Source organism: Variovorax sp. Soil_C_33, from assembly GCF_057656935.1.
This window is the reverse complement of the sequence record NZ_JBDGJK010000017.1, coordinates 49,490-71,982: the sequence shown is the minus strand read 5'-3', so window position 1 is coordinate 71,982 and position 22,493 is coordinate 49,490. Positions and strand designations below refer to the sequence as shown.

The following is a 22,493-nucleotide window of genomic DNA, read 5'->3' as shown; positions in this document are numbered from 1 at the left end:
CCACGCTGATCCCATGACTACTCCCGACGGTTCCACGAGCTTGCTCTCGACCCTGCGCCGCATCGGCGCGCTGGCGGCGCCCTACTTCCGCTCGGAAGAAAAATGGAAGGCGCGCGGGCTGCTCGCCACGATCGTGGCGCTCAACCTCGGCACGGTCTACATGCTGGTGCTCAACAACCAGTGGTTCGGACGCTTCTACGACGCGCTGCAGAACAAGGACCAGGCGGTGTTCTGGCGCGAGATCGTCGTTTTCTGCTGGATCGCGGCCGGCTATATCGCGATCGCGATCCTCAAGTTCTATCTGACGCAGCTCCTGCAGCTGCGCTGGCGCGCCTGGATGACGCACAGCTATCTCGCGCGCTGGATGGCCGACCGCACCTTCTACCGCCTCGAACTTGCGCGCTACGGGCAGCAGGACGGCCAGACGCCCGACAACCCCGACCAGCGCATCCAGGAAGACATGCAGCTCTTCACCGACTACACGATGACGCTGTCGATGGGCCTGCTCAATGCCGTGGTGACCCTGGTGAGCTTCATCGGCATCCTGTGGACGCTCAGCGGCGTGGTCAGCGTCCCGTTCTTCGGCAGCAGCTACACGGTGCCGGGCTCGATGGTGTGGATTGCGCTGGCCTACTGCGCAGCCGGCACCGTGATCACGCACTTCATCGGGCGGCCGCTGATCGGCCTGAACTTCCAGCAGCAGCGCTACGAGGCCGACTTCCGGCATCACCTGATGCGGGTTCGCGAATACAGCGAGGCCATCGCGCTCGATCGCGGCGAACAGGTCGAACACGGCCAGCTCCAGCTGCGCTTCGGCTCGGTGCTGAAGAACTACCTGAAGCTGATCGGCAAGCAGAAGAACCTGGTCGCCTTCACGGCTTCCTTCGGACAAGCCTCGGTGATCTTCGCCTTCATCGTGCAGGCGCCGCGCTTCTTCAGCGGCGCCATCCAGCTCGGCCAGCTGATGCAGGTCAATTCGGCTTTCGGGCGCGTGCAGGATTCGCTCAGCTGGTTCGTCGACAACTACGACCGCGTCGCCGTATGGCGCGCCACCGCGGACCGGCTCACTTCCTTCGAGGCCGCCATGCGAGCCCATGCCGGCGCGGCCAGCGCGGTGGAGCGCGCGCCCTCCGGCGGCGACGAAGGCTTGCGAGCCGACGACCTCACCGTGGCGCTGCCGGGCGGCGCGTCGCTGATCCAGAACGCCGCGCTCATGGTCAAGCCCGGCGACAGCGTGCTGCTGCAAGGCCCCTCGGGCAGCGGCAAGTCGACGCTGTTCCGCGCCTTCGCCGGCATCTGGCCCTTCGCCCGCGGCCGGGTGTCGATGCCGGAGAACGCGATGTTCATTCCGCAGCGACCCTACGTGCCCGACGGCCGGCTGCGCGATGCGCTGGCTTATCCGCAGCCGGCGAGCGAGTACAGCGACGCGCAGCTGAAGCAGGCGCTCGAGGATGCCCTGCTGCCCGACCTTGCCGCGCGCCTGGACGACAGCGACGCCTGGACCCAGAAGCTTTCCGGCGGCGAGCAGCAGCGCCTGGCGATCGCGCGCGTGCTGCTCAAGAAGCCGGCCTGGCTGTTCGCCGACGAGGCCACCAGCGCGCTCGATGCGCAGGCCGAGGAGACGCTCTACAAGCGCCTGGCCGAAGGCGTGCGCGCGGCAGGCGGTGCGATGGTGTCGATCGCGCACCGCGCGTCGGCGGCGGCCTTCCACGACAAGCGCTGGACACTGGTGCCGCAGCCCGAAGGCACCGGTGCGCGCTACCGGCTCGAAGCCGCGTAGCGCTCCCAGCCGCGCGCACGCAGCTCGCAGGCCGGGCAGCTGCCGCAGCCATGGCCCCAGGCATGGCGCTGCGTGCGCTCGCCGAGATAGCAGGTGTGCGTGTCCTCGACGATCAGCTCCACCAGCGGCTCGCCCCCCAGCCGGTGCGCCATCGCCCAGGTCGCGGCCTTGTCGATCCACATCAACGGCGTCTCGATCACGAAACGCCGGTCCATGCCGAGCGAGAGCGCGAGCTGCATCGCCTTCATGGTGTCGTCGCGGCAGTCGGGATAGCCCGAGAAGTCGGTCTCGCAAACGCCGGTGACGATCACCTCCAGCCCGCGCCGATAGGCCAGCGCGCCGGCCAGCGTGAGGAACATCAGGTTGCGGCCGGGCACGAAGGTGTTGGGCAGGCCGTTGGCCTGCATCTCGAAGGCGATGTCCTGCGTGAGCGATGAAGTGCTGACCTGGCCCAGCACGTCGACGTTCAACAGGTGGTCTTCGCCCAGCCTCGGCGCCCAATGCGGGAAGCGCTCGCGCAGGCGCGCCAGCACGGTGGTGCGCGCCTCGAGCTCGACGCGGTGGCGCTGGCCGTAGTCGAAGCCGATGGTCTCGACGCGCTCGTATTTGTCGAGCGCCTCGGCCAGGCAGGTGGTGGAGTCCTGGCCGCCGGAGAACAGGACGAGGGCGGTGGTGTGCATGGGTCTGTTTACACGTTGGCGAGCTGACTAGGCGGGCAGATGCAGATGCTGCTCCCGCTCTTCGGTGGTTGCCAGCAACTGTGCGATCCCGCCGCCGAAAGTAACAAGTTTGACCTGGTTGCGCATTGCCAGCGTGAGAAGCCACGCATCCGTGATTTGACGATGGCCGCGCAGTCCACCGGTGCAGGAACCGAGCACCTGCTCAATCCCGAAATCCAGCGTGAGAAAACGGTGCCGAGGGTGCGCCGTGTTGCGGAGCAGTACCTCGGCAATTTCGCTCACCCCTATTGCTCGACCCGAAAAGGCGGGCTGCGAAATGATGCGAACGAAAGCCGCCTGGGTCAGGGCGCTGGTGGCCCAGCCATGCCGGGCGTGCGCCTTGAACCAGCGAATCATTCGCTCGTGGTGCTCATGCGTCGGCCAACCCAAGGCGATCAGCGCATTGGCATCCAGCAGGTAGCTCAAGACCCGTCTTCCAGCAGATCCTTGACCTGGCGCGCCGTCACCTTGGGCGTATCGGCCGGCACATCGAACACCCAGACGCCGGCTTCCTTTCGCACCGGCAGGCGCTCGCCGCTGCCGCGCCGGATCAACTCGGAGATGGCCTGCCCGAGCTTCAGTGCCCGCGCTTGCGCATAGGCTTGCGCAGCAACGAAGGCATCGTCTTCCAAGGTGACGGTGGTCCGCATGATTTTGATGCTGTTTCGTTAACTTGATGCAGTTTATCTCATTTGATGCGGGCCTACAGGAAGCGCTCCAGCAACTTGCGCGACCCCCGGTCCAGCCCCTTCACATCGGGAATGCGGAACTGCACGCCGTGCGCACTCGCGATCAGCAGCGCGCCGCCTTCGAGCCGGCGGATGTCTTCCTCGGCCTTGAGCACGAAACTGGTCTCGCCGCGATCGGTGCTGACCTGCCAGGTGCTGGGCACGCCGAAGCTCGACACCTTGTGCAGCTTCCGCAAGGTAGGAGCGAAGTCGCGCGCGGCCAGGTCCTGCGCGAGCAAGGCGCGCACTTCTTCCGGCAAGTCGTCGACGCGATCGATCCACAGCAGTTCACGGCCGTCGCTGCCGACCAGCGACAGGCCATCGCCCGGCGCGCTGAGCGGAAAGGCGCGCACCGGCACCACGCCGGCGTGGCGGACGCCCTCGGCGTCGACCACCACCAATCGGCCGAAGCCGTCGCGTTCCAGTTGGCAATCGTTCATGCTTCACCCGCCGGATGCGCCGCATGGCCGCCGAGCACCAGCGCGACCGAAGCCCGCTCGGCCGCGGAACCCGGGCTCTCCTCATCGGCCTGCCGCAGCTGCGCCTGGTAGAGCCGCCAGTAGGCGCCCTGCTTTTCCATCAGCGCGTCGTGCGGACCGACCTCGACGATCTCGCCGCGGTCCATCACGACCAGCCGGTCGGCCTTGCGCAAGGTGGAGAGCCGGTGCGCGATGGCGATGGTGGTGCGGCCCTGCACCAGGTTGTCGAGCGCCTTCTGGATTTCCTTCTCGGTCTCGGTATCGACCGCCGAGGTCGCCTCGTCGAGGATCAGGATGCGCGGGTCGATCAGGAGCGCGCGCGCGATGCTGATGCGCTGCCGCTCGCCGCCCGACAGGCCCTGCCCGCGCTCGCCGACCAGCGAGTCGTAGCCGTGCGGGAGGCGCAGGATGAAGTCGTGCGCATGGGCGGCGCGCGCCGCGGCGACGATCTCCTCGCGCGTGGCTTCCGGCTTGCCGTAGGCGATGTTCTGGGCGATGGTGCCGAAGAACAGGAAGGGCTCCTGCAGCACCAGCCCGACATGGCGCCGGTAGTCGGCCACCGCGAAGCGGCGGATGTCGGTGCCGTCGACCAGGATGGCACCGTCGGTCACGTCGTAGAAGCGGCAGATCAGGTTGACCAGCGTGCTCTTGCCCGAGCCGCTGTGGCCGACGAGGCCGATCATCTCGCCCGGCTCGATCACCAGGTCGAGGTCGCGGATCACGGCCCGGCTGCCGTAGCGGAAGCCGACGTCGGCCATCTCGATGCGGCCCTGCACGCGCTCGACCTTCACCGGGTTCGCCGGCTCGGGCACGTTGCTCACGTGGTCGAGGATGTCGAAGATGCGCTTGGCGCCGGCCGCCGCTTTCTGCGTCACCGAGACGATGCGGCTCATCGAATCGAGCCGCGTGTAGAAGCGCCCGATGTAGGCGATGAAGGCGGTGAGCACGCCCACCGTGATGCGGCCGCGCGCCACCTGCCAGATGCCGAAGCCCCAGACCACCAGCAGGCCAATCTCGGTCAGGAGCGACACGCTGGGGGTGAACAGCGACCAGGTCTTGTTGAGCTTGTCGTTGACCTGCAGGTTGTAGGCGTTGGCGGCGTGGAAGCGGCTGGCCTCGCGCTTTTCCTGCGCGAAGGCCTTGACCACGCGGATGCCGGGGATGGTGTCGGCCAGCACGTTGGTGACCTCGCTCCAGACGCGGTCGATCTTCTCGAAGCCGGTGCGCAGCCGGTCGCGCACCACGTGGATCATCCAGGCGATGAAGGGCAGCGGCACCAGCGTGACCACGGCCAGGAGCGGATTGATCGAGACCAGGATCACCGCCGTCATCGCGATCATCAGCACGTCGGTCAGGAAGTCCAGCGCATGCAACGAAAGGAAAACGTTGATGCGGTCGGTCTCCGAGCCGATGCGCGCCATCAGGTCGCCGGTGCGCTTGCCGCCGAAGTAATCGAGCGGCAAGGTGAGCAAGTGTTCGTAAGTGGTGGTGCGCAGGTCGGCGCCGATGCGCTCCGACACCAGTGCCAGCAGGTAGGTGCGGGCCCAGCCCAGCGCCCAGCCAGCCAGCGCGGCGGCGAGCAGCGCACTGAGGAACATCGCGACCTTGCCGAAGGCGATCTGCTGGCCGTTCTGGAACGGGATCAGGATGTCGTCCATCAGCGGGATGGTCAGGTAGGGCGGCACCAGCGTGGCGGCGGTCGAGGCCAGGGTGAGCAGGAAACCGGCGATCAATTGCTTGCGGTAGGGCTTGGCGAAACGGCCCAGCCGCAGCAGCACCCAGGTGGAGGGCGGGGTCTGGAGCTCGGGCTCGGAAAGCGCCGCCTCGTCAGCCTCGGCGGCCGCTGTTGTCGCCTGCGCGACACCCGCCGCCTGCTGGCCGAACAGCTTCTGCAGCCGCAGCGCGGCCGCCTGGTGGCGCAGGGTGTAGCGCCAGCGCGCCAGCCGCCCGCGGAGATCGAGCAGGTCGAGGGTTCCGACGCCGGCATGGTCGGCGAGTTGCAGGTCCAGCCCCGGTGCGGCCAGCGGCCATTCGGCCCAAGCACCTTCGGAATCCCGGGCCAGCAGGCGCCGATCGGTCAGGGCCAGCAGGCCGGAAGCAAACCGAAGTTCGCCATCGAGGTCAACCGGTACGGTTGCCAAGACGTTTTCCGCGGTTCTGAGCCGGCTTTTCAGAGCCTCAGAAGCCTCCTCTTCTCCGCCCTCCGGGGTGCCGACTGGATCGTGATGTTGCATTGTGTTTCTGTGTCTCTGGCCCGCGACGGGGCCCTTCATGGCGCCTGCCGGGCGCCGATTCTGACCGATGACCATGGGCGCGCTTGAAGTCGGCCCCGTGCTCGGCCAAAGCACAACGAACGTTCTCATGACCCGTTTCGACGACATCCGCCTGCTGCGCGTCAACTATTTGCGCGGCCCGAACCTCTGGACCTACCGGCCTGTGCTGGAAGTCTGGCTCGACCTCGGCGCGCTCGAGGACTACCCCTCCAACAAGATCTCCGGCTTCACCGACCGCCTGACCACGCTGCTGCCGGCCCTGATCGAGCACCACTGCGGCGTCGGCGAGCGCGGCGGCTTCATCCAGCGCCTGACCGAGGGCACCTGGTCGGGTCACGTGCTGGAGCACGTCGTGATCGAGCTGCTCAACCTGGCCGGCATGCCGACCGGTTTCGGCCAGACGCGCAGCACCTCCAAGTACGGTGTCTACCGCATGGTGTTCCGCGCCCGCGACGAGCAAGTCGCCCGCGTCGCCCTGGCCGAGGGCCACCGCCTGCTGATGGCCGCCATCAACAACGACCCCTTCGACGCCGCCGACGTGCAGCGCGCGGTCGATGCGGTCAAGGCCAAGGTCGAGGACTGCTACCTGGGCCCGAGCACGGCCTGCATCGTCGGCGCCGCGACCGACCGCGGCATTCCGCACATGCGGCTCAACAGCGGCAACCTGGTGCAGCTCGGCTACGGCGCCAACCAGCAGCGCATCTGGACCGCAGAGACCGACTACACCAGCGCGATCGGCGAATCGATCGCCAGCGACAAGGAGCTCACCAAGTCGCTGCTCGCCGGCTGTGGCGTGCCGGTGCCCGAGGGCCAGGTGGTGGCCAACGCGCAGGAAGCCTGGGAAGCCGCCGAAGACATCGGCCTGCCGGTGGCGGTCAAACCCTCGGACGCCAACCACGGCCGCGGCGTCTCGCTGGAGTTGAATACGCGCGAGGAAGTGGAAGCCGCCTTCGCCGTCGCCGAGCCCGAGGGCAGCGACGTGATGGTCGAGCGCTTCATCCGCGGCCACGAGCACCGCCTGCTGGTGGTCGGCGGCCAGGTGGTCGCGGCCGCGCGCGGCGAGATCATCACGGTGACCGGCGACGGCACATCCACCGTGGCCCAGCTGATCGACAGCCAGCTCAACAGCGACCCGCGGCGCGGCGCGGAAGAAGAATTTCCCCTCGACGTTATCGACGTCGCGACCGACGCCAAGCTGCAGCTCGAGCTCAAGCGCCAGGAACTGGACGCGGCCGCCGTGCCCGCCGCCGGCCGGGTCGTCACGATCCAGCGCAACGGCAACATGGCCATCGACTGTACCGACCAGGTGCATCCCGAGGTCGCGCATGCGGCCGTGCTGGCGGCCCGCGTGGTCGGGCTCGACATCGCCGGCGTCGACCTGGTGGCGCAGGACATCGGCCGCCCGCTGGCGCAGCAAGGCGGCGCCATCGTCGAAGTCAACGCCGGCCCCGGCCTCCTGATGCACCTGAAGCCGGCCGTCGGTTCGCCGCGGCCGGTGGGCCGCGCCATCTGCGACCACCTCTTTCCCGACGACGCGCCGGGCCGCATCCCGGTGGTCGGCGTGGCCGGCTCGCGCGGCACCGCGGTGCTCTCGCGCCTGGTCGCCTGGCTCGTCGGCCTGGGCGGACGCCACACCGGCCTGGCCTGCCGCGACGGCCTGTTCCTCGAGCGCCGCCGCGTCGATGCGCGCGACAGCGCGACCTGGGACGCCGGCCGCCGCCTGCTGGTGAACCGCGCCGTGCAGGCCGTGGTGATCGAGAACGGCGCCCAGACCATCCTGCGCGACGGCCTGGCCTACGACCGCTGCGAGGTCGGCATCGTGACCGATCTCGACGGCGCCGAAGACCTGGCCGAGTTCGACATCACCGAGAGCGACCAGATGGTCAGGGTGCTGCGCACCCAGGTCGACGTGGTGCTGCCCGAAGGCACCGCCGTGCTCAACGCCGCGGACATGCGTGTCGCCGGCCTCGCGCCGCTGTGCGATGGCGAGGTGATCCTCTATTCGATCGACCCGCAAGCCGAGGCACTGGCCAAGCACCAGAGCGCCGGCGGCAAGGCCGTGCTGGTGCGGCAGGACCGCGTGGTGCTGGCCAACGGCAGCAGCGAATCCTTCCTGCCCGGCCTCGGCCGGCTGACCATCTGGCGCGCCACGCACGCGGGCGTCGGGCTCGAGAGCCTGCTGGCCGCGATTGCCGCCGGCTGGGCGCTGGGCATTCCGCTGAGCCTGATCGGCGCCGGCGTCGAAGCCTTCGAAGCCGACCTGCAGGCCGCGCTGGCCTCGCTGCAGCTGTCCCAAACCCTGCTTTCGCCCGAACCTCAACTGGCCTGACCGGCGCAACCCTCAGGTTCGCCGGCGCCCTACTGCACCACCGCCATGGAAGTCACCCGCATCCGCGCCCTGCGCGGGCCCAATCTCTGGAGCCGCCACACCTGCATCGAGGCGATCGTCACCTGCGCAGGCGACGAGAACGCGATCAGGCGGCTGCCCGGCTTCGAAGCCCGGCTGCGCGCGCTGTTCCCGACCATCGGCGAACTGCACCCGATCGTGCTCGGCCAGCCGCTCGCGCTGGCGCACGTGCTCGAGAATGCGGCCGTGGCGCTGCAGGCCCAGGCCGGCTGCGCCGTGAACTTCGGACACACCGCGCGCACAGTAGAGCAAGGCGTCTACCAAGTCACCTTCCAATACAGCGAAGAACCCGTGGGCCGGCGCGCGATCGAGCTGGCCGAGCAGCTGATCGCCGCCGCGCAGGCCGGTACCGAATTCGATGCCCACGCCGCCATCACCGAACTGCGCGACCTCGACGAATCCGAGCGCCTGGGCCCGAGCACCGGTTCGATCGTCGATGCAGCCGTGGCGCGCGGCATCCCGTACCGCCGCCTCACCAGCGGCAGCCTGGTGCAGTTCGGCTGGGGTTCGAAGCAGCGCCGCATCCAGGCCGCCGAGGTCGACAGCACCAGCGGCGTGGCCGAATCGATCGCGCAGGACAAGGAGCTCACCAAGCAGTTGCTCAACGCGGCCGGCGTGCCGGTGCCGCTGGGCCGGCCCGTGAGCGATGCCGACGACGGCTGGGCCGCGGCGCAGGAGATCGGCCTGCCGGTGGTCGTGAAGCCGCAGGACGGCAACCAGGGCAAGGGCGTCACGGTCAACATCACGACGCGCGAGCAGTTGCTCGCCGCCTACGACTCGGCCGCGGCCTACGGCGAAGTGATGGTCGAGAAGTTCCTGCCGGGCTTCGACTTCCGCCTGCTGGTGGTGGGCGACAAGCTGGTGGCGGCGGCACGGCGCGATCCGCCGCAAGTCATCGGCGACGGCCGGCAGACCGTGCGCCAGCTGGTCGACCTGGTCAACCAGGACCCGCGCCGGGGCGAAGGCCATGCGACCTCGCTGACCAAGATCCGGCTCGACGACATCGCGATCGGCCGCCTCGAATCGCAGGGCCTCGCGCCCGACAGCGTGCCCGCGCTCGGCCAGCGCGTGGTGCTGCGCAACAACGCCAACCTCTCGACCGGCGGCACTGCCACCGACGTCACCGACACGGTTCATCCCGAAGTCGCGGCGCGCGCCGTCGATGCGGCCCAGATGGTCGGCCTGCACATCTGCGGCGTCGACATGGTCTGCGAGAACGTGCTGCGCCCACTCGAGGAGCAGCACGGCGGCGTGGTCGAGGTCAATGCTGCGCCGGGACTGCGCATGCACATCTCGCCCTCCTTCGGCCGCGGCCGCGCGGTCGGCGAAGCGGTGATGGACACGCTGTTCGCGCACGGCGACGACGGCCGCATCCCGGTGGTGGCCGTGACCGGCACCAACGGCAAGACCACCACCGCGCGCCTGATCAACCACCTGCTCGCCTCCAGCGGCCTGCGCACCGGCATGACCAACACCGACGGCGTTTACGTCGATGGCCGCCAGACCGACAGCGGCGACTGCAGCGGCCCCAAGAGCGCCCGCAACGTGCTGCTGCACCCGGACGTCGATGCGGCCGTGTTCGAAGTGGCGCGCGGCGGCGTGCTGCGCGAGGGCCTGGGCTTCGACCGCTGCCAGGTGGCGGTGGTCACCAACATCGGCAGCGGCGACCACCTGGGACTCAACTACATCACCACGGTCGAAGACCTCGCGGTCCTCAAGCGCGTGATCGTGCGCAACGTGGCGCCCGGTGGCTACGCGGTACTCAACGCGGCTGACCCCAATGTGGCCGCGATGGCCGCCACCTGTCCCGGCAACGTGATCTTCTTCGCCGCCGACCGCCAGCATCCGGTGATGGCCACGCACCGCGCGCAAGGCAAGCGCACCGTCTACGTCGACCAGGACACGCTGGTCGCCGCCGAGGGCTCGTGGCGCGAGCGCATTGCGCTGCGCGACGTGCAGATCACGCGCAACGGCACCATCGGCTTCCAGGTCGACAACGTGATGGCCTCGGTCGCCGCGGCCTGGGCCGTGGGCCTGGACTGGGACACCATCCGCAGCGGCCTCGCGAGCTTCAAGAACGACGCCGCCGGCGTGCCCGGCCGCTTCAACGTGATGGACTACCGCGGCGCCACCGTGATCGCCGACTACGGCCACAACACCGACGCCATGCGTGCGCTGGTGGCCGCAGTCGACACCATGCCGGCGAAGAAGCGCTCGGTGGTGATCAGCGGGGCCGGCGACCGCCGCGACTGCGACATCCGCGACCAGACCGCGATCCTCGGCCAGGCCTTCGACGACGTGATCCTCTACCAGGACGCGGCCCAGCGCGGCCGCGCCGACGGCGAGGTCATGGCGCTGCTGCGGCAGGGGCTCGAAGGCGCGACGCGTACCCGTGCCATCGACGAGATCCGCGGCGAGTTCATCGCCATCGACACCGCACTCGAACGGCTGCAGCCTGGCGACCTCTCGCTGATCCTGGTCGACCAGGTCGAGGAAGCGCTCGCTCACCTGGCGAAGCGCATCGCTGCTGGCTGAGCGCGCGGCGGCGCTGCCGCCGTGACGGACCTGTCCCACACGAAGCTGCGGCACCTGCGCCAGATCGCGGCCACGCTGTCCCACAGCCTGCGCCGCGGAGCGCCACCACACTGCCTGACCGGCGGCGCGAACTGTGCCGCCCGAGTCAAGGAGTGATCTCATGAAAGCACCCATTCGTTCGACCCTTGCCGTCCTGCTTGCTGCGGGCGGCCTGATCGGCGGCTCGTCGGCCATCGCCCAGGCGGCCGGTTCCGATGCCACCCTGCAGCGCGAGCGCGCGGTCTGCGACGGCGTCCTGCAGGATCGCACCGCCTGTCTTCGAGAAGCCGGAGCGGCACGCCACGAGGCGCGGCGAGGCGGATTGACCAGCGCCGCGCCCACCAACTACCAACAGAACGCATTGGCACGCTGCAGCCTGCAGCCGCCGGCCGACCGGGCCGACTGCGAGGCGCGCGTGCTCGGCACCGGCAGGACCACGATGGAAGGCAGCGTGCTGGGCGGCGGCGTGATCCGCGAAACCGTGACGCCGATCGTGTCGCCGACGCCGATGAGCGCGCCGCCGGCAGCAGCGCCGATGACAAGGCCGGAGCCGATGACCGCGCCGGCGCCGATGACAGCGCCGGCACCCATGGCGCCGCTTCCGCTTCGTTAAGACGAAGACCAAAGCCCTACTTTGTCACGCGGCTGTCATAAAAGGCCCCGGGGGTGCTGGCTATAGTCGTGGGCCCGTCAACTCCGAAGCCCACCCCCATGAACGCCATCAAGGTCGCACGCCGATTCATCGAAACGGACCCGGCCAACGAGTCGGCCCAGATCCTGGCCCGGCTCGTCCTGGCTCTCGAATCGGAGCGCAGCTTCGAGCTGATCACGCTCTACGACCTCGACTACAAGAGCTTCCAGCTGGCCATGGACATCCTGAAGGAATGGCGGCTCGACCGCTACTACGCCAGCAAGTCCAAGCTGTTCGACCTGTCGCTGCAGATCAGCGAGCTGCCGGGTTGATGCCCCCGCAGTGACCGAGTTCGAACTCAAGTTCCAGGTCGACGCGCAACAACGCGCCGCCGTCGAGGCGGCGGTCGCGCGCGGCCATTCGCAGCGCACCCGTCTCCAGGCGCGCTATTTCGACACCGCCGACGGTGCCCTGGCGGCACAGAAACTCGTGCTGCGCGTGCGCAAGGAAGGCAGGAACTGGATACAGACCGCCAAAGCGCCTGCCGACGGACCCTTGCAGCGCCACGAGCACAACGTCGACCTTCGCACCGAACGCGCCGGCGAGGTGCCGCCGCCGCGCATCGAGCGCCATGAAGGCACGCCCGTCGGCGCGCTGATCGCGAAGGCCTTGCGCGCGGCCGGACATGAGCCGGCCGACGCCGTGCTGGTGCCGCTCTACCTCACCGACATCCACCGCACCCTGCGCGAGATGCGCACCGGCGATGCACGGGTCGAGCTCGCCTTCGACCGCGGCGAAGTGCGTGCCGGCGATCATTCGCACGCGGTGTGCGAGCTCGAGATCGAGCTGAAAAGCGGCAGCCCGCAGTCGGTGCTGGAGCTCGCGCGGCGCTGGTGCATGCGCTACGGCCTGTGGCTCGACACCGTGTCCAAGTCGGCGCGCGGGGAGCGGCTGGCCAAGGGCGTCGAATACGGCGAGCCGGTCAAGGCCGAAGCGCCGAAGCTGGGCGGCGATCCGAGCGGCGTGCAGGTTTTTCGCGCGGTGCTGAACAGCTGCCTGACTCAGATCCTGCCCAATGCCGGCGAGGTCGCGGCCGGCAGCACCGATCCCGAGCACGTGCATCAGCTGCGCGTCGGCATCCGGCGCCTGCGCACCGCCTTGCGCGAGTTGGCCGAGCTCGCGCCTTCCATCGATCCGGCATGGGAGCCGGCCCTGGTGGACACATTCCGCGCGCTGGGCCGCCAGCGCGACCGCGAGCACCTGCAGCAGACCGTGCAGCCGCAGATCGAGGCCGTCGGCGGGCCGTCGATGTCTTTGAACGAGGGCTCGCCGGACGATGCGTCGCCGCCCCCGGCCGAAGTGGTGCGTTCGGCGGCCTTCCAGCTCGTGCTGATGAGCCTGATCGAAGCCTCGCTGCCCGAAGAAGACCCCCTCGGCGAACCGGAACCCGACGCGCCGGCCCGCAAGCCGCTGCGCGCGCGGCTGTCCAAGCTGCACCGTCAAGTGGTGCGCGACGGCCGGCGCTTCGACGCGCTGGCGGTCGAGGAGCAGCATCGCGTGCGCAAGCGCCTCAAGCGGCTGCGCTACCTGGGCGAGTTCGTCGCGCCCTTGTTCGGCCACGGCGCGAAGCGCTATCTGAAGGAACTGCGCCCGGCGCAGGATGCGCTGGGCACGCACAACGACGCCGCCATGGCCATCGCCGCCTACCGCGACACGGCCCAGCGCGACGGGCGGGCATGGTTCGCGGTCGGCTGGCTGGCCGCGCGGCAGCCCGCAAGCGCGCTGGAATGTCGCGACGCGCTCAACAAGATCGCGCACGCGCAACCGTTCTGGAAACGATCGAAGCGCTGAGCCGCGCCCCTCAGCGGCCCCAGCGCAGCACCAGCGGATCGAGGCGCCGCGCCGTTTCGATCAGGCCGGCGCGCGTGTCGGGATGCATCGCCGGCAAAGGATGGCGCGGGGCCTCGCAGTTGATCACCCCGCCCTCCTTCATCAGCGCCTTGCAGGCGAGCAAGCCGGCCTGCCGGTTCTCGTAGTTGATCAGCGGCAGCCACTGCTGGTAGCGCGCGAAGGCTGCCTCGCGGCGGCCGGCCAGGTGGTCCATGATGATCGGCCGGATGCCGTCGGCGTAGGCGCCGCCCGTCATTGAGCCGGTGGCGCCGGCGTCGAGGTCGGGCATCAGGGTGATCGCTTCCTCGCCGTCCCACGGACCTTCGATCGCGTCGCCGCCCAGACGGATCAGTTCGCGCAGCTTCGATGCCGCGCCCGCAGTCTCGATCTTGAAGTAGGCGACGTGCTCGATCTCCGTCGCCATCATCGCGAGGAAGGGCGCCGACAGCACGGTGCCGCTGGCCGGCGCGTCCTGCACCATGATCGGGATGTCCACCGCGTCGGACAGGCGTGCATAAAAATCGAAGATCTGCGTCTCCGGCACGCGGAAGGTGGCGCCGTGGTAGGGCGGCATCACCATCAGCATCGCGGCGCCCATGTCCTGCGCACGGCGGCTGCGCTCGGCGCAGACCTTGGTGCTGAAGTGGGTGGTGGTCACGATCACCGGCACGCGGCCGGCGACGTGTTCGAGGATGGTGCGGGTCAGGAGCTCGCGCTCGTCGTCCGCGAGCACGAACTGCTCGGAAAAATTCGCCAGGATGCAGATGCCGTCCGAGCCCGACTCGATCATGAAATCGATGCAGCGCTTCTGGCTCGCGAGGTCCAGCTCGCCCGTTTCGGTGAAGGTGGTGGGCGCTACCGGGAAGATGCCCTGGTAGCGGCGTTGGCGGGAAGAAGTCATGCGAAGGCTCCGGATTCAATGGGAATGACGCGGCACCGCGGCGCCGCGGCAGCCGACGAGGAAGTCGAAGTCGCAGCCCTCGTCGGCCTGCAGCACGTGTTCGACGTAGAGGCGCCGGTAGCCACCATTGGCAGGCGCCTCCTGCACGGCGATGGCACTCAGCCGCTCGGCCAGCTCGGCGTCGCTGATGTCCAGGTGCAGGCGGCCCTGCTCGCAGTCGAGCTCGATCCAGTCGCCGTCGCGCACGGCCGCCAGCGGGCCGCCGTCGGCGGCTTCCGGCGCCACGTGCAGCACCACGGTGCCATAGGCGGTTCCGCTCATGCGCGCGTCGGAGATGCGCACCATGTCCTTGATGCCCTGGCGCAGCAGCTTGGGCGGCAGGCCCATGTTGCCGACCTCGGCCATGCCGGGATAGCCCTTGGGGCCGCAGTTCTTCATCACCAGCACGGAGCTCGCGTCCACCTCCAGCGCCTCGTCGACGATGCGTTCCTTGTAGTGCTCCAGGTTCTCGAACACCACGGCGCGGCCGCGGTGCTTGAGTAGCTCGGGCGAAGCGGCCGAAGGCTTCAGCACCGCGCCGCGCGGCGACAGGTTGCCGCGCAGGATGCAGATGCCGCCGTCTTCGACCAGCGGCCGGGCCAGCGGACGGATCACCTCGTCGTTGCAGCTCGGCGCATCGCGCACGTTTTCCCACAGCGACCGGCCATTGACCGTGAGCGCATCGGGATGCGGCAAAAGGCCGTTCTCGCCGAGCCGGCGCAGCACGGCCGGCAGCCCGCCCGCGTAGTAGAACTCCTCCATCAGGAAGCGGCCCGAGGGCATCAGGTCGACCAGCGTCGGCGTGCCGCGGCCGATGCGCGTCCAGTCCTCGAGCTCGAGCGGCACGCCCATCCGCCCTGCGATGGCCTTCAGGTGGATCACGGCATTGGTCGAGCCGCCGATCGCGGCATTGGTGCGGATCGCGTTCTCGAAAGCCTCGCGCGTGAGGATCTTCGAGAGCGTCAGGCCTTCGCGCGCCATCTCGACGGCACGCATGCCCGACATCTGCGCCAGCACATAGCGGCGCGCGTCGACCGCGGGAATCGCCGCGTTGTGCGGCAGCGAGGTGCCCAGCGCCTCGGCCATGCAGGCCATGGTGGACGCAGTGCCCATGGTGTTGCAGGTGCCGGCGGAGCGCGACATGCCGGCCTCGGCCGACAGGAACTGGTGCACGTCAATCTCGCCGGCCTTCATCGCCTCGTGCAGCTGCCACACGGCCGTGCCGGAGCCGATGTCGCGGCCTTCCAGCTTGCCGTTGAGCATCGGCCCGCCCGTGACCACGATGGCCGGGATGTCGCAGCTCGCCGCGCCCATCAGCAGCGCGGGCGTGGTCTTGTCGCAACCGGTGAGCAGCACCACCGCATCGATCGGGTTGCCGCGGATCGCCTCCTCCACGTCCATGCTCGCGAGGTTGCGCGTGAGCATCGCGGTCGGGCGCAAGTTCGACTCGCCGTTGGAGAACACCGGGAACTCGACCGGGAAGCCGCCCGCCTCCGACACGCCGCGCTTCACGTGCTCGGCGATCTTGCGGAAGTGCGCGTTGCACGGCGTCAGCTCCGACCAGGTGTTGCAGATGCCGATGATCGGCCGGCCGTCGAACTCGTGGTCCGGGATGCCCTGGTTCTTCATCCAGCTTCGGTACATGAAGCCGTTCTTGTCGGCGGACCCGAACCATTCGGTCGAGCGCAGTTTCTTGGAGGTCTGGGGCATGCGGGGGCTTTCGGGACTAGGGCCTGCGCGCGGCGAACAGGCGTTGCAGGAGACAGAAGACGAACAGGAGCGCGCCGACCACGATGCGCGTCCACCAGGAGCTCAGCGTGCCGTCGAAGGAGATGAGGGTCTGGATGATGCCCAGCATCAGCACGCCGAACAGCGTGCCGACCACGTAGCCGACGCCGCCGGTGAGCAGCGTGCCGCCGATCACCACCGCCGCGATGGCATCCAGCTCGAGCCCGACCGCGTGCAGGCCGTAGCCCGACAGCATGTAGAAGGTGAACACCACGCCGGCCAGCGCCGAGCAGAAGCCCGACAGCGTGTAGACGCCGATCACCGTGGAGCGCACCGGCAGCCCCATCAGCAGGGCCGACTGCTCGTTGCCTCCGATCGCGTAGACGGTGCGGCCGAAGGGCGTGTAGTGCGCGACGAAGACCGCGAGCGCCACCACCGCCAGCGCGATCAGGGCGCTCGCCGAGATCGATGCCTCGCCCCAGACCGGCATGCGCCATTGCGACACTTCCGAATAGAACGCGTTGGAGATGCTGATGGAGTCGATGCTGATGAGATAGCAGAGGCCGCGCGCCAGGAACATGCCGGCCAGCGTCACGATGAAGGGCTGGAGCCGGAAGCGCTCGATCAGGAGACCCATGCAGGCACCGAACAGCGTGCCCATGACGAGCACCAGCGGGATCACGAGGCCCGGGCTCCATCCGTGCTTCTCGACCAGCGAGGCCGAGACCATGGTGGTCAGCGCGATCACCGAGCCCACCGACAGGTCGATGCCGCCCGACAGGATCACGAAGGTCATGCCGACGGCGACGATGCACAGGAAGGCGTTGTCGATCAGCAGGTTCAGGAACACCTGCGGCGAGAAGAAGCCGTCGTAGAACACCGAGCCCAGCGTCGCCATCAGCATGAAGAGCGAGATGGTCGCGGCCAGCGGCAGGTACTTGGGGTTCAGGCGCGTGCGCGGGGGCCTGGGCGCCGCCGCAGGCGCGGCGGCTTCCGGCGGGCGAGAGACGACGGCGCTCATCGGGCAACCTCCGCGCCGCGCGGCGCACGCCGCACCAGCTGCCGCATGCTGGCGCGGAACTCCGCCGACTGCAGCAGCATGACCGCGAACACGACCACCGCCTTCACCACCAGGTTGATTTCCGGCGGCACGCCCAGCGAATAGATGGCATAGGTCAGGGTCTGGATGATCAGCGCGCCGATCACGCTACCGATCAGGCTGAAGCGGCCGCCGGTGAGCGCGGTGCCCCCGAGCGTGACCGCCAGGATCGCGTCGAGCTCCAGCAGCTGGCCGGCGTTGTTGCCGTCGGCGCTCTTGACGTTGGAGCTGATCAGGAGGCCCGCGACACCGGCGCAGAAGCCGCAGAACATGTAGGCGCAGACGATGATGCGGCGCGCGCGCACGCCGGCCACGCGCGCCGCGCTCGGGTTGATGCCCACCGCCTGGATGAAGAGCCCCAGCGCGCTGCGCGTGATGCCGAAATAGACCACCGCCAGCACCAGCGCCGCGATGTAGACCGAGAAGGGCAGCCCGAACAGGTAGCCGCTGCCGATGAAGAAGAAGGGGGCGTAGTAGATCGTGATGATCTGGCCGCCGGTGATCAGCTGCGCGATGCCGCGCCCCGCCACCATGAGGATCAGCGTCGCGATGATCGGCTGCATGCCGACGCGCGCCACCAGCAGGCCGTTCCACAGCCCGCAGGCCGCAGCCGCGCCGAGCGCCGCGACGATGGCCAGCCACATCGGGAAGCGGCTGACCTCGGCGGCGGCGCCGTTGGCGACCACCAGCGATCCGCCGATCATCCAGGCCGCGAGCGCCGCCGCGATCGCCACCACCGCGCCGACCGAGATGTCGATGCCGCGGGTGGCGATCACCAGCGTCATGCCGAGCGACACCAGCACCAGCGGCGCCGCGCGGTTGAGGATGTCGATCAGGCTGCCGTAGAGATGGCCGTCGCGCCATTCCAGGTGCAGGAAGCTCGGGTTGAAGGTCGCGTTGACGGCCAGCAGCAAGAGCAGCGTGACCACCGGCCACGCGAGGCGGTGACTGAACACTCGCCTGAAGGATTCGGAAAACGATGCGCTCATGATTCCGCCGCAATCAGTTCGTAGACCGCGTCCTCGCTGCTGCCCGCGGGCAGCTCGCCCACCTTGCGCCGCTCGCGCAGCACCGCGATGCGGTGCGACACGCGCACCACCTCGTTCATCTCGGAGGAGATGAACAGCACCGCCATCCCCTCGCCTGCGAGCCGCAGGATCTCGTCCATGATTTCCTGCTTCGCCGCGACATCGATGCCGCGCGTCGGCTCGTCGAGGATCAGGAGGCGCGGCCGGGTCGCCAGCCAGCGCGCGAGCACCGCCTTCTGCTGGTTGCCGCCCGACAGCAGGCCGATCGGCGTGTCGATGCTCGCGGTCTTGATGCCCAGTGCCTTGACGAAGCGCTCCGCCAGCGCCGTCTGCTCCGCGCGCGAGAGCGTGCGGCGCAGCCCCAGGCTCGCCTGCAAGGCCAGCGCGATGTTCTCGCGCAGCGAGAGCTCGGCCACGATGCCGTCGGTCTTGCGCTCCTCGGGACACAGCGCGAGCCCGTGCTTCACCGCATCGGCCGGGCTGGCGAGCTCGACGGCAACGCCGTCCACGCGCAGGCGGCCGCAATCCGGCTTCGCCAGGCCGAACAGCAGCCGCGCCAGCTCGGTGCGGCCGGCGCCCAGCAGGCCGGCCAGCCCCACCACCTCGCCCGCGCGCACGCTGAGGTCGACCGGCTGCAGCTGCCCGCGCTGGCCCAGGCCCTCGGCCTGCAGCACCGCGGGTGCGAACTCCTCGAGGGCGGGCAGCTGCGCAGGGCCGGTGGCCTGCGCCGCGAACTCGCGTCCCACCATGGCGGAGATGAGCGCCTGCGGGCCGAGCTCGCTGGCGCGCCACTCGCCCACCCAGCTGCCGTTGCGCAGCACGGTGATGCGGTCCGACACCGCATAGACCTGGTTCAGGAAATGCGTGATGAACAGGATGGCCATGCCGTCGTCACGCAGCCTGCGCAGCACCGCGAACAGGCTCTTCACCTCCTCGTCGTCGAGGCTCGAGGTCGGCTCGTCGAGGATCAGCACGCGCGACGAGAGGCCGAGCGCGCGCGCGATCGCCACCATCTGCTGCACCGCCACCGAGTAGCTCGACAGCAGTTGCGAGACATCGATGTCCACGTCCAGCCGCGCCAGCAGCGCGCGCGCATCGCGGTTCACCTTCGCCCAGTCGATGCGAAAGCCCTGCGCCGCGCCGCGGCGCGGATAGCGCCCCGAGAACATGTTCTCGGCCACCGACAGATTGGGACAGAGATTGACTTCCTGGTAGACCGTGCTGATGCCCATACGCTGCGCCTCGAGCGGCGAGCCCGGCCGGATCGGCTGCCCCGCGAGCCGCATCTCGCCGGCGTCGGCGGCATGCACGCCGGTCAGCACCTTGATGAGCGTCGACTTGCCCGCGCCGTTCTGCCCCATCAGCGCATGGATCTCGCCCGGCCGGAGCTTGAGCGCCACGCCGCGCAGCGCCGGCACGCCGTTGAACTGCTTGTCGATGCCGGTGAGCTCGAGCACCGGCATCTCGGACTCTGCGGCGGAGTTCATTTGTTCTTGTTGTAGACGTCGACGAACACCGCGGCCAGCAGCACCAGGCCCTTGATCACCTGCTGGTAGTCGATGCCGATGCCGAGGATCGACATGCCGTTGTTCATCACGCCCATGACGAAGGCGCCGATGACCGCGCCCATCACCTTGCCGACGCCGCCCGAGGCCGAGGCGCCGCCGATGAAGCAGGCCGCGATCACGTCGAGCTCGAAGCCCAGCCCCGCCTTCGGCGTGGCCGTGTTGAGGCGCGCCGCGAACACCAGCCCGGCCAGCGCCGCCAGCACGCCCATGTTGACGAAGGTCAGGAAGGCGAGCCGTTGCGTCTTGATGCCCGACAGCCGCGCCGCCTTCTCGTTGCCGCCCAGCGCGTAGATGCGGCGGCCGACTGTGGTGCGGCTGGTCACGAAGTCGTAGGCCACGATCAGCACGGCCATCACGATCAGCACGTTCGGCAGGCCCTTGTAGGTCGCCAGCAGGTAGCTCAGCAGCAGGATGACGGCGGCGAAGAACAGGTTCTTCACCAGGAAGAAGGCGTAGGGCTCCTGCTCCATGCCGTGCTGCGCCAGCTTGGCGCGGCCGCGCAGCTTGAAGAACACCAGCGCCGCGGCGGCCAGCGCGCCGAGCACGAGCGAGCTGGTGTGCAGGCCGCCGCCGCTCCCCAGGTCGGGCACGAAGCCCGAGCTCAGCTTCTGGAAGGTTTCGGGGAAGGGGCCGACCGACTGGCCCGCGAGCAGCGCCAGGGTCAGTCCTTTGAAGACCAGCATGCCGGCCAGCGTGACGATGAAGGACGGGATCCGGAAGAAGGCCACGAACCAGCCCTGCGAGGCGCCGATCAGCCCGCCGGCGATCAGGCAGACGATGAAGGTGGGCACGAAATGCCATTCGTACTCCACCATCAGCACCGCGGCGAGCGCGCCGATGAAGCCGCACACCGAGCCGACCGACAGGTCGATGTGGCCGGCCACGATCACCAGCAGCATGCCCAGCGCCATGATCACGATGTAGCTGTTCTGCAGCAGCAGGTTGGTGAGGTTCAGCGGCCGCATCAGCGTGCCGTCGGTCAGCACCTGGAACAGCACCATGATCGCGACCAGCGAGATCAGCATGCCGTATTCGCGCAGGTTGTTCTTGAGGAAACCCGCGTACTCGGCGAGCGGCGCGACGGGCTGCGCCGGCGTGACGGTGGTGTCGACTTCAGGCGGCATGGACGCTGCTCCCCGAGGCCACGATGGCCCGCATGATCTTTTCCTGCGAGGCCTCGGCGGCAGGAAACTCGGCGACGAATCGCCCTTCGTTCATCACATAGATGCGGTCGCACATGCCCAGCAGTTCGGGCAGTTCGGAAGAAATCATGAGAATGCCTTTGCCCTGGCTCGCGAGCTGGTCGATGATGGTGTAGATCTCGTACTTGGCGCCGACGTCGATGCCGCGCGTGGGCTCGTCGAGGATCAGCAGTTCGGGCTTCGCGAACAGCCACTTGGCGAGCACCACCTTCTGCTGGTTGCCGCCCGACAGGTTGAGCACCTGCTGGCCGACGCCGGCGCAGCGGATGCCGAGCGCGCGGCGGTAATCGTTGGCGACCTTGAACTCGCGCCCGTCGTCGATCACGCCGCGGTCGGAAACGGCCGCCAGGTTGGCCAGGCTGAGGTTCTTGCGGATGTCTTCCTCCAGCACCAGGCCGGCGCCCTTGCGGTCTTCGGTGACGTAGGCGATGCCGTGGTCGATCGCGCGGCCGATGGTGGAGACGTCCACCTCCTGGCCGTGCATGAAGACCGAGCCGCTGATGCGCTGGCCGTAGGCGCGCCCGAACACGCTCATCGCGAACTCCGTGCGGCCGGCGCCCATGAGGCCGGCGATGCCGACGATCTCGCCGCGCCGCACGTGCAGGTTCACGCCCTTGATCTGCTCGCGCTCGGCATGCAGCGCGTGGTGCACGCGCCAGTCGCGCACCTCGAACACGGTCTCGCCGATCTGCGGCGAGCGCTCGGGATAGCGGTGCGCCATGTCGCGCCCCACCATGCCGCGGATGATCCGGTCCTCGCTGATCGGCGCCGTGCGGCAATCCATGGTCTCGACGGTGGCGCCGTCGCGCAGCACGGTGATCGAGTCGGCCACCTTCGCGATCTCGTTGAGCTTGTGCGAGATCAGGATCGAGGAGATGCCCTGCTTCTTGAGCCCGAGCAGGAGCGCCAGCAGCGCGTCGCTGTCGCTCTCGTTGAGGCTCGCCGTCGGCTCGTCGAGGATCAAGAGCTTGACCTCCTTCGAGAGCGCCTTCGCGATCTCGACCAGCTGCTGCTTGCCGACGCCGAGGTCGGTGATGAGTGCGGTCGGCGGCTCCTTCAAGCCGACCTTGGCCAGCAGCTGGCGCGTCTTGGCATAGGCCGCGAACCAGTCGATCACGCCGCCGCGCGCCGTCTCGTTGCCGAGGAAGATGTTCTCGGCGATCGAGAGCAGCGGCACCAGCGCGAGCTCCTGGTGGATGATGATGATGCCGAGCTTCTCGCTGTCGGCGATGTCCCGGAAGCGGCGCAGCTCGCCCTCGAAGCGGATCTCGCCCGAATAGCTGTCGCAGGGATAGACCCCGCTGAGCACCTTCATCAGCGTCGACTTGCCCGCGCCGTTCTCGCCCACCACCGCGTGGATCTCGCCCGCGCGCACCGCGAGGTTGACGTTGTCCAGCGCGTTCACCCCCGGAAAGGTCTTGGTGATGCCGCGCATCTCCAGAATTAC

At 68.8% G+C, this 22,493-nt stretch carries 18 protein-coding genes; 6 read left to right on the top strand and 12 right to left on the bottom strand.

Features of this window, described 5'->3' with window-relative positions; genetic code table 11:
• Positions 1-13 precede the first annotated feature (13 nt).
• Complete coding sequence (locus tag AC3A6B_RS23355) at positions 14-1,780, top strand: ABC transporter ATP-binding protein/permease (protein WP_487839031.1); 1,767 nt, start codon at positions 14-16, stop codon at positions 1,778-1,780.
• On the opposite strand, the gene queC is transcribed toward AC3A6B_RS23355, so the two are convergent.
• From queC to AC3A6B_RS23330, 5 genes are read right to left on the bottom strand one after another with little or no spacing between them, the layout of a single operon-like run.
• Positions 1,759-2,460: a 7-cyano-7-deazaguanine synthase QueC gene (gene queC / locus AC3A6B_RS23350; protein ID WP_487839030.1), complete on the bottom strand. Its 702-nt coding sequence runs from the start codon at positions 2,458-2,460 to the stop codon at positions 1,759-1,761. The genes AC3A6B_RS23355 and queC overlap by 22 nt on opposite strands.
• 27 nt (positions 2,461-2,487) lie before the next feature.
• Positions 2,488-2,925, bottom strand: a complete 438-nt coding sequence (locus tag AC3A6B_RS23345; protein WP_487839029.1) for a TA system VapC family ribonuclease toxin — start codon at positions 2,923-2,925, stop codon at positions 2,488-2,490.
• Complete coding sequence (locus tag AC3A6B_RS23340) at positions 2,922-3,149, bottom strand: hypothetical protein (protein WP_487839028.1); 228 nt, start codon at positions 3,147-3,149, stop codon at positions 2,922-2,924. The genes AC3A6B_RS23345 and AC3A6B_RS23340 overlap by 4 nt, the downstream gene beginning before the upstream one ends.
• Positions 3,150-3,202: 53 nt before the next feature.
• Positions 3,203-3,667: a cyanophycin metabolism-associated DUF1854 family protein gene (locus AC3A6B_RS23335; protein ID WP_487839027.1), complete on the bottom strand. Its 465-nt coding sequence runs from the start codon at positions 3,665-3,667 to the stop codon at positions 3,203-3,205.
• Positions 3,664-5,940: a cyanophycin metabolism-associated ABC transporter gene (locus tag AC3A6B_RS23330; RefSeq protein WP_487839026.1), complete on the bottom strand. Its 2,277-nt coding sequence runs from the start codon at positions 5,938-5,940 to the stop codon at positions 3,664-3,666. The genes AC3A6B_RS23335 and AC3A6B_RS23330 overlap by 4 nt, the downstream gene beginning before the upstream one ends.
• 127 nt (positions 5,941-6,067) lie before the next feature.
• Here AC3A6B_RS23330 and AC3A6B_RS23325 point away from each other — a divergent pair, with 127 nt between their 5' ends.
• From AC3A6B_RS23325 to AC3A6B_RS23305, 5 genes are all read left to right on the top strand, one after another.
• On the top strand, positions 6,068-8,308 hold the full coding sequence (locus tag AC3A6B_RS23325) for a cyanophycin synthetase (protein ID WP_487839025.1): 2,241 nt from the start codon (positions 6,068-6,070) through the stop codon (positions 8,306-8,308).
• 45 nt (positions 8,309-8,353) lie between these two features.
• Positions 8,354-10,921: a cyanophycin synthetase gene (gene cphA / locus AC3A6B_RS23320; RefSeq protein ID WP_487839024.1), complete on the top strand. Its 2,568-nt coding sequence runs from the start codon at positions 8,354-8,356 to the stop codon at positions 10,919-10,921.
• Between the two features lie 160 nt (positions 10,922-11,081).
• Positions 11,082-11,573, top strand: a complete 492-nt coding sequence (locus AC3A6B_RS23315) for a hypothetical protein (RefSeq protein ID WP_487839023.1) — start codon at positions 11,082-11,084, stop codon at positions 11,571-11,573.
• Between the two features lie 98 nt (positions 11,574-11,671).
• Positions 11,672-11,923, top strand: coding sequence for a hypothetical protein (locus AC3A6B_RS23310; RefSeq protein ID WP_487839022.1), 252 nt, complete (start codon positions 11,672-11,674; stop codon positions 11,921-11,923).
• A gap of 10 nt (positions 11,924-11,933) precedes the next feature.
• Positions 11,934-13,442 (top strand): CYTH and CHAD domain-containing protein, encoded by a 1,509-nt coding sequence (locus tag AC3A6B_RS23305; RefSeq protein ID WP_487839021.1) that lies wholly within the window; start codon positions 11,934-11,936, stop codon positions 13,440-13,442.
• Between the two features lie 10 nt (positions 13,443-13,452).
• Here the strand turns inward: AC3A6B_RS23305 and AC3A6B_RS23300 are convergent, their stop codons facing one another.
• From AC3A6B_RS23300 to mmsA, 7 genes are read right to left on the bottom strand one after another with little or no spacing between them, the layout of a single operon-like run.
• Positions 13,453-14,382: a dihydrodipicolinate synthase family protein gene (locus AC3A6B_RS23300; protein WP_487839020.1), complete on the bottom strand. Its 930-nt coding sequence runs from the start codon at positions 14,380-14,382 to the stop codon at positions 13,453-13,455.
• Between the two features lie 15 nt (positions 14,383-14,397).
• On the bottom strand, positions 14,398-16,131 hold the full coding sequence (locus AC3A6B_RS23295) for an IlvD/Edd family dehydratase (protein ID WP_487839019.1): 1,734 nt from the start codon (positions 16,129-16,131) through the stop codon (positions 14,398-14,400).
• 16 nt (positions 16,132-16,147) lie between these two features.
• Positions 16,148-17,170 (bottom strand): galactofuranose ABC transporter, permease protein YjfF, encoded by a 1,023-nt coding sequence (gene yjfF, locus AC3A6B_RS23290; RefSeq protein ID WP_487839018.1) that lies wholly within the window; start codon positions 17,168-17,170, stop codon positions 16,148-16,150.
• Positions 17,167-18,237 carry an ABC transporter permease gene (locus AC3A6B_RS23285; protein WP_487839017.1) on the bottom strand — a complete coding sequence of 357 codons (1,071 nt, stop codon included), beginning with the start codon at positions 18,235-18,237 and terminating at the stop codon, positions 17,167-17,169. Before AC3A6B_RS23285 ends, yjfF begins: the two co-directional genes overlap by 4 nt.
• On the bottom strand, positions 18,234-19,763 hold the full coding sequence (locus tag AC3A6B_RS23280; RefSeq protein WP_487839016.1) for a sugar ABC transporter ATP-binding protein: 1,530 nt from the start codon (positions 19,761-19,763) through the stop codon (positions 18,234-18,236). Before AC3A6B_RS23280 ends, AC3A6B_RS23285 begins: the two co-directional genes overlap by 4 nt.
• A complete protein-coding gene (mmsB, locus tag AC3A6B_RS23275) occupies positions 19,760-20,968 on the bottom strand; it encodes a multiple monosaccharide ABC transporter permease (protein WP_487839015.1) in 1,209 nt (402 codons plus the stop codon). The genes AC3A6B_RS23280 and mmsB overlap by 4 nt, the downstream gene beginning before the upstream one ends.
• Positions 20,958-22,481 (bottom strand): multiple monosaccharide ABC transporter ATP-binding protein, encoded by a 1,524-nt coding sequence (gene mmsA, locus AC3A6B_RS23270; RefSeq protein WP_487839112.1) that lies wholly within the window; start codon positions 22,479-22,481, stop codon positions 20,958-20,960. The genes mmsB and mmsA overlap by 11 nt, the downstream gene beginning before the upstream one ends.
• Positions 22,482-22,493 lie beyond the last annotated feature (12 nt).